Annotated in this window: 14 protein-coding genes; 7 read left to right on the forward strand and 7 right to left on the reverse strand. The window is 68.3% G+C overall.

The genetic code is table 11. From position 1 onward, the window contains the following. The first annotated feature begins 120 nt into the window (after positions 1 to 120). Positions 121 to 1,965, forward strand: a complete 1,845-nt coding sequence (locus ABIB25_RS14165; protein ID WP_354529107.1) for a S1C family serine protease — start codon at positions 121 to 123, stop codon at positions 1,963 to 1,965. Between the two features lie 81 nt (positions 1,966 to 2,046). Here ABIB25_RS14165 and ABIB25_RS14170 read toward each other — a convergent pair whose 3' ends face one another. Then, the gene (locus ABIB25_RS14170) at positions 2,047 to 2,691 is read right to left on the reverse strand and encodes an aminodeoxychorismate/anthranilate synthase component II (RefSeq protein ID WP_354529108.1); all 645 of its coding nucleotides are present in this window, start codon (positions 2,689 to 2,691) and stop codon (positions 2,047 to 2,049) included. Positions 2,692 to 2,729: 38 nt separating this feature from the next. On the opposite strand from ABIB25_RS14170, the gene ABIB25_RS14175 reads away from it, so the two are divergent. Next, positions 2,730 to 3,302: a TetR/AcrR family transcriptional regulator gene (locus ABIB25_RS14175; protein WP_354529109.1), complete on the forward strand. Its 573-nt coding sequence runs from the start codon at positions 2,730 to 2,732 to the stop codon at positions 3,300 to 3,302. Here the strand turns inward: ABIB25_RS14175 and ABIB25_RS14180 are convergent. Genes ABIB25_RS14180 through ABIB25_RS14190 form a run of 3 tightly spaced genes read right to left on the reverse strand, consistent with a single transcriptional unit; the run spans position 3,284 to position 5,096 of the window. Further along, on the reverse strand, positions 3,284 to 3,439 hold the full coding sequence (locus ABIB25_RS14180; RefSeq protein ID WP_354529110.1) for a hypothetical protein: 156 nt from the start codon (positions 3,437 to 3,439) through the stop codon (positions 3,284 to 3,286). The two genes, ABIB25_RS14175 and ABIB25_RS14180, sit on opposite strands and share 19 nt — an antisense overlap. A 5-nt stretch (positions 3,440 to 3,444) precedes the next feature. Then, positions 3,445 to 4,371, reverse strand: coding sequence for a class E sortase (locus tag ABIB25_RS14185; protein WP_354529111.1), 927 nt, complete (start codon positions 4,369 to 4,371; stop codon positions 3,445 to 3,447). Continuing rightward, a complete protein-coding gene (locus ABIB25_RS14190) occupies positions 4,368 to 5,096 on the reverse strand; it encodes a DUF881 domain-containing protein (protein WP_354529112.1) in 729 nt (242 codons plus the stop codon). The genes ABIB25_RS14185 and ABIB25_RS14190 overlap by 4 nt, the downstream gene beginning before the upstream one ends. 157 nt (positions 5,097 to 5,253) lie before the next feature. Between ABIB25_RS14190 and crgA the strand changes: the two genes are divergently transcribed. Both crgA and ABIB25_RS14200 read left to right on the forward strand, forming a co-directional pair. Beyond that, on the forward strand, positions 5,254 to 5,541 hold the full coding sequence (crgA, locus tag ABIB25_RS14195) for a cell division protein CrgA (protein ID WP_354529113.1): 288 nt from the start codon (positions 5,254 to 5,256) through the stop codon (positions 5,539 to 5,541). 115 nt (positions 5,542 to 5,656) lie between these two features. Next, positions 5,657 to 6,103, forward strand: a complete 447-nt coding sequence (locus tag ABIB25_RS14200; protein WP_354529114.1) for a PH domain-containing protein — start codon at positions 5,657 to 5,659, stop codon at positions 6,101 to 6,103. Positions 6,104 to 6,124: 21 nt separating this feature from the next. Here the strand turns inward: ABIB25_RS14200 and ABIB25_RS14205 are convergent, their stop codons facing one another. From ABIB25_RS14205 to ABIB25_RS14215, 3 genes are all read right to left on the reverse strand, one after another. Continuing rightward, positions 6,125 to 7,108, reverse strand: coding sequence for a rhomboid family intramembrane serine protease (locus ABIB25_RS14205; protein ID WP_354529115.1), 984 nt, complete (start codon positions 7,106 to 7,108; stop codon positions 6,125 to 6,127). Between the two features lie 61 nt (positions 7,109 to 7,169). After that, complete coding sequence (locus ABIB25_RS14210) at positions 7,170 to 7,709, reverse strand: peptidylprolyl isomerase (RefSeq protein WP_354529116.1); 540 nt, start codon at positions 7,707 to 7,709, stop codon at positions 7,170 to 7,172. 138 nt (positions 7,710 to 7,847) lie between these two features. After that, positions 7,848 to 8,672, reverse strand: a complete 825-nt coding sequence (locus ABIB25_RS14215) for a DUF2020 domain-containing protein (protein WP_354529117.1) — start codon at positions 8,670 to 8,672, stop codon at positions 7,848 to 7,850. Between the two features lie 118 nt (positions 8,673 to 8,790). On the opposite strand from ABIB25_RS14215, the gene ABIB25_RS14220 reads away from it, so the two are divergent. From ABIB25_RS14220 to ABIB25_RS14230, 3 genes are all read left to right on the forward strand, one after another. Beyond that, a complete protein-coding gene (locus tag ABIB25_RS14220) occupies positions 8,791 to 9,195 on the forward strand; it encodes a Fur family transcriptional regulator (RefSeq protein ID WP_502919817.1) in 405 nt (134 codons plus the stop codon). 103 nt (positions 9,196 to 9,298) lie between these two features. After that, positions 9,299 to 10,738: a cytochrome c biogenesis protein/redoxin gene (locus ABIB25_RS14225; RefSeq protein ID WP_354529118.1), complete on the forward strand. Its 1,440-nt coding sequence runs from the start codon at positions 9,299 to 9,301 to the stop codon at positions 10,736 to 10,738. A 108-nt stretch (positions 10,739 to 10,846) separates the two neighbouring features. Then, positions 10,847 to 12,022: a cytochrome P450 gene (locus tag ABIB25_RS14230; protein WP_354529119.1), complete on the forward strand. Its 1,176-nt coding sequence runs from the start codon at positions 10,847 to 10,849 to the stop codon at positions 12,020 to 12,022. The last annotated feature ends 156 nt before the right edge of the window (positions 12,023 to 12,178 follow it).

A 12,178-nucleotide genomic window follows, 5' to 3' on the forward strand; every position in this document is an offset into this window, starting at 1 on the left:
CGGTCAGGGCGCTGACCCGCCGGTCAGGGCGCTGACTTCACAGCGCCTTGACAGGCATTCACCCGCAGGGCCCAAGACGCGCTCAGATGTTCCACACGCGGGAGGGCGAACGTAGACCCCATGAGCGAGCAGGACTTCCCCAAGGCGCAGCAGCCCGGCAACGACGACACGGCCGGCAACCAACCCATCGAGTCGGGCCAGCACGAGAGCGAGACCCCGGCCGAGCAGACCTACCCGCGGGCGGGCTACCAGACCGGCGAATATCGTCAGGTGGTGACTCCCTCGCCCATCGACCGGGACCCGGTCGACAGCCAGCCGGTCGACAGCCAGCCGGCGGACAGCCAGCCGGCGGACAGCCGACCCGTCGACAGCGAGCCGAGCACCGGCCCGTTGCACACCGCCCAGCCGGTGTGGCAGCCCCGCCCGAGTGGTGCGCTGTCGGCCGAAGCCTGGTCCGCCCCGGCGTCCCCCTCCGCCACGTCCGCCTACCCGGGCGCCGGCGGATACGGCACCGGAAGCTACCCGGTGGACCCGTCGGGCATCTCCCAGCCGACCGGCCAGACCGGCCAGCACCAGACCGGCCAGCACCAGATCGGCCCGGGCCAGACCGGTCAGCAGTCGTCCGCCCCGAACGTCTGGGCGGCCCCGGGCAGCCCGTCGGCGATGGCCTCGAGCCCCACTCAGTACGCCGGATACGGACAGGGCTATGCGGGATACGGGCAGTCCGCCGGACCGACCTATGGGGCTCCAGCCGGCGGATCGGGCTCGCTCGCCACTGGTCTGCCCGTCGCCGGCAGTAGCACCGACACCCTGCCGCGCAAGCGACGCAAGTCCCCTGCACTCCTGGCTGCCGCAGTCGTCGTCCTGCTCGCAACCGCCTTCGGCGCCGGATACCTCGGCTCGCAGGTCGGCAGCAAGACCCTCACCGCCGACAGCTCGCTGAACCAGCAGGCCACCTCCCCGGTCGTCTCCGACACCCAGCCGGTGGTGTCCGGCAGCGTCGAGGCCGTCGCCGCGAAGCTCCTGCCCTCGGTGGTGTCGATCCTGTCGATCTCCTCCTCGGAGGAGGCGGAGGGCTCTGGCATCATCCTGTCGAAGGACGGCCTGGTCCTGACCAACAACCACGTCATCGCCGGTGCCACCGAGCTGACGGTGAAGTTCAACGACGGCACCACCGCGTCGGCGAAGGTGGTCGGGGCCGACGCCACCGACGATCTGGCGGTGATCAAGGTTTCCGGTGTCTCAGGCCTGACGGTCGCCACCCTCGGATCGTCGGCCAACGTGAAGGTCGGCGAGCAGGTCGTCGCGGTCGGATCGCCCCTCGGACTCTCCGCCACTGTCACCTCCGGCATCGTCTCGGCCCTGAACCGGCCGGTCCGCACGGCGGCCGAGCAGAGCCAGACCCAGACCCAGTCCTCGACCACCGCCCAGGACACGGTCCTGAACGCCATCCAGACCGACGCCGCGATCAACCCCGGCAACTCCGGTGGCGCCCTCGTCAACATGACCGGCGCCGTCATCGGGATCAACTCGGCCATCGCGTCGCTGTCCAGCGGGAGCTCCCAGTCCGGCTCGATCGGCGTCGGCTTCGCCATCCCGATCGACCAGGCCCACCGGATCGCGCAGGAGATCATCAACACCGGCCACGCCAATCACGCGGTGCTCGGCGCGTCGGTCGAGGACGCCCCGGACGGCAACACGGCCAACTCCGCCGCGGCGGCCCAGGCCGGACTGAGTGTCGGCGCGAAGATCGCCCAGGTCACCAACGGCGGGGGCGCCGCGGCCGCAGGACTCGCGACCGGCGACGTCATCACCAAGGTCGGCAATACGGTGGTCGGTTCGGCCGACGCGTTGATCGCGACCATCCGGTCGACCGAGCCGAGCAGCAAGGTGACCATCACCTACACCCGCGGGTCGGACACCAAGACGGCCAGCGTCACCCTCGGCACGGCGGTCTCCAACTGAGCCGAGTAGTCACAGCAGAAGGGCCCCGACCATTGGTCGGGGCCCTTCTGTCTGCCCAGAACCGTTGCAGTCGAGCGGCTTTCAGCCGGCCAGCACGCGCAGTCTCTCGACGTCCTCCTCGAGTGGCGGGACCAGCCGACGGGCGTCGTCGTCGCCGCAGAGCGCCAGCCAGTTCGCCAGGATCCGGTGACCCCCCTGCGTCAGCACCGACTCCGGGTGGAACTGCACACCCTCGATCGCGTACTCGCGGTGCCGCAGGCCCATGATGACGCCGCCCTCGGTCCAGGCGGTGACCTCCAGCGCATCAGGGACGGTGCTCTCGACGACGGCCAGCGAGTGGTAGCGGGTGGCGGTGAACGGCTGGGGGAGATCGGCCAGCACACCCCGCCCGTCATGCATGACGGTGGAGGTGCGTCCATGCAGGAGTTCCTCCGCCCGGTCGACGACGCCGCCGAAGACCTCGGCGATCGCCTGGTGCCCGAGGCAGACCCCCAGTACGGGAACACGGCCGGCGCACCAGCGCACCATCTCCTCGGTGATGCCGGCATCGGCCGGGACACCGGGACCGGGCGAGAGCAGCACGCCGTGGACGTCCAGCGCCTCCACCTCGTCGGTGCCCACCTCGTCGTTCCGGCGGACGATGCACTCCGCGCCGAGCTGCTGGAGGTACTGGACGAGGTTGAAGACGAACGAGTCGTAATTGTCCACGACGAGAATCCGGGTCACGGTGTTAGTTTGGCAGATCCCCGGCAGGAGGTGCCCCGATGGATCCGCGCGCACGACGGACCCGCGACATGGTCATGGACAAGGCACGCCTGCTGCTGGCCGAACGGGGCGTCGACGGCCTGACCTTCTCGAGTGTCGGCAAGGCTGCAGGCGTCTCCCGGCAGACTCTCTACCGGCACTGGGCGACCCGCGAGCAGCTGATCAACGACGTGGCCGTCACGATCAACGACCTCGGCTCCGCCCCGACGCCCAACGGCTCCGCGGAGTCGCACCTGCGGGCGTTCCTGATGAGCATGCGCGACCTCGCCCAGGCGCCCGCCATGGAGAGTGCCGGGACCCAGCTGGTGGCCAACGCGGCGAGTGATGCCGACAGCGCCGGCGTCCTCCGTGACGTGATGGACGACCGCATCGCGGTGCTGTCCACGGGCTGGGGACCGGTCGGGGACGACGAGTACGCCCTGATGGTCGGGCCTCTGATGTTCCGGATGCTCGTGCTGCGCGGCACCGTCACCGACGAGTTCATCGACACCATCGTGGCCGAGGCCATGATGCGGCGCGTGCCGACGCCCGGCGGCCAATCACTCCTGCCGGTTCAGCCCGTCGTCACGTGATCGAACGGCAGGTACGGCTCGAGCCAGGGGAAGATCACGAAGAACAGCAGCGCGACCACCGCGAGGAACAGGATCAGCACCTCGAGCAGTTTGACCGAGACCGATCCCGGCAGATGACGCCAGATCCAGGTGTACACGCGGCTCAGCTCTCGTTCAGTTCGGGCGGGGTACCGGCCGACTTCGGGTAGGTCTTGACCAGGACGCCGTGGATGATCATCCGCTGTGCGTCGGAGAACTGCGGGTGGCAGGTGGTCAGCGTGATGAGGCGTTCGGCACCGGCCGGGACGCTCGTCGACTCGACGTGCGGGACCGGGAGGACCTGGGCGTAGTCCGACGGCACGGTGATCTCCCGTCCGAAGGTCTGGGCGTAGGCGCCGGCCTGGGGCGCGACCCCCGTGCAGTGGGCGCGCTGGGTGGTGGTCCAGTTCGCCGCCTCGCCCTGCATCGGCAGCACACGGTAGACGTACCAGCTGGTCTCGGTCTCTATCACCATCGCGTCACACGAGTTCAACAGACCGAGCTCGTTGAACGGCGAGCCCTTGGAGACCCGGTGGCCTGCCACCGAGAAGTTGCCGGGCTCGCCGGGGTACTGGGTGTTCGAGTAGTGGCCGGGCCCGGTGTAGAGGTCCTCGGTCGAGGTGCCCTCGATGATGGTGAAGACGTAGTCGGGCCCGAAACTGGGCACGTAGATCTTCGCGAAGCCCTGACCGTCCGGATGGGCGAAGTTCGCCGTCCGGGTGGACGGGTTGGCCACCACGTTGGGGTCCGTGACGGTGATGACCTTGGTACTGCTGCCGGGCGCGGCACTCGACGTCGCACCGGACGCCGGCGCCGCCGAGAGGAGGGTCGGCGTGCCGGACTGGACCGCGCTGGAGTCGCGTTCCCACTGCTGGTCGAGGGCCGAGGTGGCCTTGTCCTGCTTCTCCTTGCCGAAGAGGTCGGTCACGTAGACCTCGTAGACGACGAAGAGCAGCACCACCACGCCCGCGGTGATCAGCGTCTGTCCGATCCCCCGGGCTGCGGTGCGCACCTTGTCCGCCTTCGGCCGGATCGGTGGTACGTCGGTCATTTCTTCTCCTGATGTGCTGCTGTCAAACGGATCAGACCCGCGTAGGCGGGTAGGTTCGCGTCCTTGACGGGGTCGATCTCGAACCCGAGCTGGAACTTCTGGACATAGGTCTGGAACAACGCGACTCCCGGTTCGGCGTCCAGCGACCTCTCCATCCTGGTCGCGTCACCGATCGCGGTGATGACGAACGGCGGCGAGTAGGTACGGCCCTGCAAGAGGAGGGTGTTGCCGATGCAGCGCACCGCGGAGGTGGTCACCACGCGTTGGTCCATGATCATCATCGCCTCCGCACCGCCCGCCCACATCGCGTTGACGACGGACTGCACGTCCTGTTGGTGCACGACCAGGTCGTCGGGATCGACCCCTGGCGGATAGTTGCCGTCGGAGTTGCGCTGGGCGTCGGACAGCGAGACACGGAGCGCCGGCCCGTGCACGGCGGTCAGGCCGGCGGGCGCACTCAGCCCGTTCGCGGTCTTGCGAGCCGTCGCGACCTGAGGGGACAGGTCAGAGCCTGCAAGCGCATCGATGCTCTGCTGGAGGCCGGCGGCCTTCGCCTCGGCGGTGGCCACCCTGGCACCCGCACCCTGCACGACGACGGAGAGGTCGACCGAACGGTTGCGGATGTCCTCGCCGTGCGAGTAGGACCTGGCGGTACCCATCAGCAGGCCGGCCAGCAGGCAGACCGCGACCGAGCCGACCCGCCACGCAGGGGACGCAAGGGACACGCGGAACGTCCACCCTCCTGCTGTTGCAACTGGTACCCGGCCGCCGGCAAATCAGATCGGTGCCGATTCGGGTGTGGCCGCGGATTCGCGCCGACAACGTAGGCTATAAGCAGAGATGTACGGTCCCGGTTACCCGATGTGAGCAGCGAGGAACGACGTGCCCAAGTCCAAGGTCCGCAAGAAGGTCGCCGTGTCGACGGCCAATTCGTCGGCGCAGGCGAACACCAATTCCTTCACCACGACCAGGGTCAAGGTGTCCGGTCCATCGGGGCCGATCTACATCGGGATCATGCTTGGCCTGATGGTGCTGGGGCTCCTGTGGCTGGTGGTGTTCTACCTCTGGGGCAAGGACATCCCGTTCATGGACTCCCTCGGCAACTGGAACTTCGCGGTCGGCTTCGCGTTGATGATCGGCGGCCTGCTGATGACCATGCGGTGGCGCTGATCTGCGGCGATGCTCCCTCATCGTTGGGCTGTCGTTCATCGGTCGTTCAGTCCGATGACGTCGGCCGGACACCGAACGACAAGCTTGTGATTCATCCCCAATGTGGACAACCGCTGTGAACAACTCTTCTGGGAGCGGCTCTTTCGGGAGCAACCTCCAGGTGTGGGGCGTCCGCTCGCTGATCCCCGCCATCGGTGGGTTGCTGTGCCTGGCGTTCGCCGGCTGGCTGATCGTCGCCGGCTCCCCCGAGGACCGGCTGGTCGCCGGCGCCGGTGTCTGCGTCAGCGCGATCGCCTCGGCCATCCTGCTGACGATGCGGCAACGGCTGATCGCCGATGACGACGGCTTCACCCTGCGCGGCCCGGTCGGCGCCCGTCACGTCACCTGGGGCCAGGTGGTGGCGATCAGCTCCCCGACCCGGCGACGGCGAGGTCTCGCATCCACCTCCGTCGAGCTCGATCTCGACGACGACGGCCTGATCGTTCTGGGCAAGACGGAGTTGGGCGCCGACCCGGTCGATGTCGCACAAGACCTACGCCAGTGGTGGACCGCCGGCCGTTGAGCCGCACGGACCCGACACCGCTCAGGTGCAGTCGACGAAGTATCCCGCAGGGTCGATCCCGCAGTAATGGGTCAGTTGGGTGTCACGGACGATCACGACCAAGACGATCAGGACAAACACCAGGACTACTGTTCCGACCTGGATCTGCGTGCGTCTCGACTGCGGCGCATAGACGAACGCTGCCGTCACCACAGCTCCGACGACGAGTCCACCGATGTGGCCCTGCCAGGAGATACCACTGACTTGAAAACTGAGAAACAGATTGAGCGCCAACACGAACAGCAGCTGGCGCATGTCGTACTTGAATCGTTTGAACGCAACAGCCAGCCCACCGAGCACACCGAAGATTGCTCCCGAGGCGCCGGCGACCGGAGCGAACTGTTCCGACAGAAGCATCACGGCTGCAGCCCCGCCCAGAAGGGACAGCAGGTAGACCGCCAGGAAGCGACTACGACCCAGAATCCGTTCCAGCCCGACGCCGACGAAGTACAGCGACAGCATGTTGAGCCCGATGTGGATCACCGACAGGTGCAGGAACCCGCTGCTCAGCAATCTCCACCACTGGCCACCAGCGACCACGGCCGGAACAAGGCTTCCATCGCGAAAGACGACGGAGCCGGTCATGTCGACACCAGACTTCGCCTGGATCGCGGTGATCAGGAAGACCAGGACGTTGAGACCGATCAGCACGAAGGTCACGATCGGACGCTGGCCGACGGGCGCACCGGTGACGGTCCGGACGCTGCGTTGGGCGGCCTGGCCCTCGGCAACGCAGGCGCGGCAATGGAAACCGACACTCGCCTGGGTCAGGCACTCCGGGCAGGCCGGGCGCCCACATCGCGTGCAATGCAGTCCGGTGGCGCGATCCGGATGGAACGCACACATCTCCTGCCGGGGCTGGCCCGAGTACTGCCCCGGCTGGACCGGATAGCTCGGCCCGGGATACCCCGGCTGGCCGGGACCCGACTGGGGGTCCTGGCCGGCCGGGGGCATGGGGGTCGTCATCTGGTCACGCTGCTCATGTGGTCGTACCGTTCATCTGGTCGTACCTGGTACCGACAAGGCCTCAGGCCTGGTCTGCGCCTTCGACCGTGATCGAGTTGATCACGACGTCCTCGGACGGGCGGTCGAAGCGGTCGGTGGCGGTGGTGCCGATGGCGTCCACGACCGCGCGGGACTCCGCGTCGGCCACCTCGCCGAAGATGGTGTGCTTGTTGTTGAGGTGCGGCGTCTTGCCCAGGGTGATGAAGAACTGCGATCCGTTGGTGCCAGGACCGGCGTTCGCCATGGCCAGCAGGTACGGCTTGCTGAAACCGAGGCCCGAGAAGAACTCGTCGCCGAAGGTGTAGCCGGGGCCCCCGCGGCCGGTGCCCGTCGGGTCGCCGCCCTGGATCATGAATCCTGGAATGACGCGGTGGAAGATCGCCGAATCGTAGAACGGTCCCGTGTCGGTGCCGGTGGCGTTCTTGCCGGTGTACTTACCGGTCCCGTCGGCCAGACCGACGAAGTTGGCCACCGTCTTCGGGGCCTCCGTCGGCAGTAGCTGGATCCGGATGTCGCCACGGTTGGTGTGCAGGGTTGCGTAGAGGTCAGTCACGGTCCCCATCCTGCCACGGCCTATCGACGCTGCTGGTGCTGGACCGCGTGCACACGAGCCGGACTGTGGACGACCCATCCGCACGCTCCTGACGATCGTGGACCATCGCGTCGACCTACCACGCGAATCGGCCACTCGCGGCCCTGGTCAGCCCTGTGCGCCGCCGCAGTAGTCGGGGGTCGGGCCGGTTTCCAGCTTCAGCGCGTAGATCGCGCAGACCGCCATCACCCTGGCCTTGATCGAGGGGCTCTCGTTCTCGGTGGCCACCACCGCGATGTTCCCCTTGGACACCGCGTAGGTCGACCCCGCCGACGAGTCCTGCGTCATCTGGCCGGGGGTCGTCATCGAACCGCCGTTCCAGCCGGCCGGCTGCGAGGCCGGTTGGGAGCCGGCCACCGGGACGTGCTGGTCCACCGCGGCGATCGCCTGCTGCGGGGTCGCCGCCCGGATGATCCGGACGCTGCCCATCAGGCCGCCGTCGGACCGATAGAAGACGCACATCGGATGCGGCTGGAGATCGACGATCTGCGTCTGGCCGTGATGCTGCCCGGTGATGTCGGAGACGACGTCGGCGTCCAGGTACGGGCAGTCACCAACCACCGCGGCCGGGTCGGTGGTGGCCTTCGGGGCGCTGGCGACTACCGTTATCCCCGGCTGCGTCTTCGTGACCGTCGAGGTGACGGCGCTGGGGGTGGTGAACTCGGGGTCGGAGGTGCTGGCCGCGGCGGTGCTCGGCGGGGTGGTGCGCGCGGAACTGGTGAGCGCGGAACTGGTGAGCGCAATGGTGGGGTTCGGTGAGCCAGTCGATGCCGCGCCGGCAGGAGTCGCTGATACGGTCCCCGGTGCGGGGGCGGCGGTCGACGCCGAGGTGCAGCCGGTCAGGAGCGCCGTCAGGACAAGACCCGTCGCCACCAGACCCATCGCCACCAGGCCAGAGCCGGAACGGTCACGGGCAGAACTCCGATCGGACATCACCGGACGACGCTAACCGGCTCCTCATGAGCTCCCCGTGTGGGCCGATGTCCAGCCGGTAACATTGGGAGGTGTTCGGCGGGTCAATGGGTCCGCCCCCGATGGTCAGGAGTTCTCCGTGGTGGTGACGCAGCGCCGCAACACTTCTCAGCGCGCGATCATCACGCAGCTGCTGGCCGGGACCGACGAGTTCGTCTCTGCCCAGCATCTCCACGCCGCTCTCCGCACCTCCGGTTCGACGGTCGGGCTGGCCACCGTCTATCGCGCGCTGCAGGAGATGGCAACGGGGGGCGACCTCGACGTCGTCCGCAACGAGACCGGCGAGGTGCTCTACCGCCAGTGCGAGCAGCCCTCGCACCACCACCACCTGGTGTGCCGGACCTGTGGCCTGACCCAGGAGGTCGCCGCCCCCGGCGTGGAGAAGTGGGCAAGGGCCGTCGCCGAGCAGTACGGGTACGTGGACCTCGATCATCAGGTCGAACTCTTCGGCGTCTGCGCCGGCTGCGCCGCCAAGCGCGCCTGAAAGCTTCCCCTTGGAGCAGGCGTCAGGATCACGTAAGACCTCCCGGCCGCAATAACGGCCACCGGGCGCTGACACTGGAGCAACATCCCCCAGGAGGCGCTCCATGCTGTTGCTGATCGCGATCGGCCTGCTCGCTGGTGTGATCACGGGCGTCTCGCCGTGCGTCCTGCCGGTGCTTCCGGTGCTGTTCTTCGCCGGCGGCAGCACGCAGGTCGAACCGGGCCGGAAGCGAGCCGGCCTGCGGCGTTCCGCCCTCGTCATCGCCGGGGTGGTGGTCAGCTTCTCCGTGCTCACCCTGCTCGGCACGACGATCCTGCGCGCAGTGGGCCTTCCCCTGGACTTCCTGCGGTGGGCCGGACTGGTGGTCCTGGTGCTCGTCGGCCTCGGACTGATCTTCCCGCGGCTGGAGGATCGGCTCCAGCGCCCGTTCCGGAATCTGCCGAAAGCGTTCAGCCGCAACGACTCCCGCCGAGGCAGTGGGTTCGTCCTCGGACTGGCCGTCGGTACCTTGTACGTGCCGTGCGCAGGACCGGTGCTCGCGGCGATCAGCATCGCCGGTTCCAGCGGGCAGATCAGCGGCGGCATCGCCGCGCTGACGATCGCCTTCTCCGTCGGCGTCGCCATTCCGCTCTTCGCATTCGCGATGGCCGGTGCCGGGATCTCGCAGCGGCTGGCTGCCTTCCGCCGCCGCAGCCGAAACTTCCGTGTCGCGGGCGGCACGGTGATGGTGCTGCTCGCCGTCGCACTGACCTTCGACCTGACCGATGGTCTGCAGCGCATCGTCCCCGCGTACACCCAGGCCCTGCAGGACGAGGTGGAGAACAATCCGGCGGCGCAGCAGGCCCTGGCCGGGTTGACGGCCCGGACGCCGACCTTGGCGGCGACACCCGCGCCGGCGCCCGCGACCCGGACCGCATCCACGCAGCCGCCCGCGAGCGGGACCGCACCCACGCAGGCGCCCGCCAGCGGGGCCGCACCCTCGCGGGCAGCCCGGGCGTCCGGACCGGTCGTCACCTGCGTGTCGCACGCGACCACCCTGGCCAACTGCGGCAGGGCGCCGCAGTTCACCGGGATCTCGACCTGGCTGAACACCCCGCAGGACAGGCCCGTCACGCTCGCGTCCATGTCGGGTCATGTCGTGCTGGTCAACTTCTGGACGTTCTCCTGCATCAACTGCCAGCGGGCGCTGCCGTATGTCAAGGCCTGGTACGCCCGGTATCACGCGAGCGGCCTCGACATCGTCGGCATCCACACCCCGGAGTTCTCCTACGAGCACGAGCTGGGCAACGTCCGGGATGCGGTCGGGAGCGACGGGGTGCTCTACCCGGTCGGGCTCGACAACAGCAGCGCCACCTGGCGCGCCTACGACAACTCCTACTGGCCGGCCGAATACCTCGTCGACGCGCAGGGTGTGCTGCGTCACGTGGTCTACGGGGAGGGTGGGTACGCGGACAGCGAAGCCCTGATCAGGGCGTTGCTGCGCTCGCAGAACCCGGCGGTGGTGCTGCCGCCACCGACGGACCCCGCGGTCCCGGTCGGCTGAGGCGGGTCGGTCCACACCGACCACACCCACTGCGGGCGATACTGAGGTGCCTTCGACCCGACAGGCGCACCCAGCACCCGGCACGCCCAGCACCCGGAGGACCAGCAGATGACCGAAGCGTTCATGCCGTTGATGCGTCACGGCCTGGACCCGGTCCCCGGGCTGGCCGAACGGCAGGCCACCGCCCCGGTCAGCAAGCTGGAGTTCCCGTTCGGGATCTCCGCCTGGCTGGTGACCGGCTACGACGACGTCCGCGCGGTGATCGGTGACACCCGGTCGTTCAGCAACGACTTCAGCAACGTGGTGGCCAGCACCGGTGGGCAGGCCACGGCCTCCCAGGATCCGGGCGGACTCGGATTCGCCGATCCGCCCAACCACACCCGCCTCCGCAAGGCGTTGACCCCGGAGTTCACCGTCCGTCGGCTGTCCCGGCTGATCCCGCGGATCACCGAGATCGTCGAGGCGCAGCTGGATGTGATGGAGGCCAACGGTTCTCCGGTCGACCTGGTGGAGAACTTCGCGATGCCCATCCCATCGCTCGTCATCTGCGAGCTGCTCGACGTGCCCTATCCGGACCGCGAGGACTTCCAGCGCCTGAGCGGCTCGCGGTTCGACGTCTTCGGCGGTGCGGGCACCGGCCTCGAGGCGATCAGCGAATCCCTCACCTACATGAGCGAGCTCGTCGCCACCCAGCGCAAGAAGCCCGGTGACGGACTCCTGGGCATGCTGATCCGCGAGCACGGCGACGAGATCGACGACCGCGAGTTGGCCGGGCTGGCCGACGGACTGCTGATCGGCGGCCACGAGACGACGGCCAGCATGCTGGCGCTTGGAGCGATCCTGCTGCTGAACCACCCGGACGAGGCCGCGCGCCTGCGCGAGAACGACGACGCAGCCGGCGCCACCGTGGAGGAGATGCTCCGCTACCTCACCGTGGTGCAGGTGGCCTTCCCCCGTTTCGCCCGGAACGACATGGAACTCGGCGGGCAGCAGATCAAGGCCGGCGAGATGGTTCTGTGCTCGTTGTCCGGCGCCAACCGCGATCCCGCCCTCGGCCCGATGATGCAGTCGTTCGACCCCAGCCGTATCTCACCGCACCTCGCCTTCGGGTTCGGCGCCCACCGCTGCGTCGGCGCCGAGCTCGCTCGAATCGAGCTGCGCATCGCCTATCCGGCGTTGTTGCGGCGATTCCCTTCGCTTCGACTGGACGCGCCGATGGACGAGATCTCGTTCCACGAGTACTCCGTCGTGCACGGCGTGCAGGATCTTCCTGTCGCTTGGTAGTCACTCCATAGCAAACGGGTCGCGCTTTACGCCTTCAGAGTGAACCTGTGATCTGGACGTCACCGCTGCAATCCGCTCCACCCACTGCGTCGAATCGACTACGTGTGGACATCGGGAGCCAGCGTGGCCGGGACAAGTTCCCCGGCCGAACCATCG

The sequence above is a fragment of the Nakamurella sp. UYEF19 genome (genome assembly GCF_040546275.1).
Taxonomy (GTDB): domain Bacteria; phylum Actinomycetota; class Actinomycetes; order Mycobacteriales; family Nakamurellaceae; genus Nakamurella.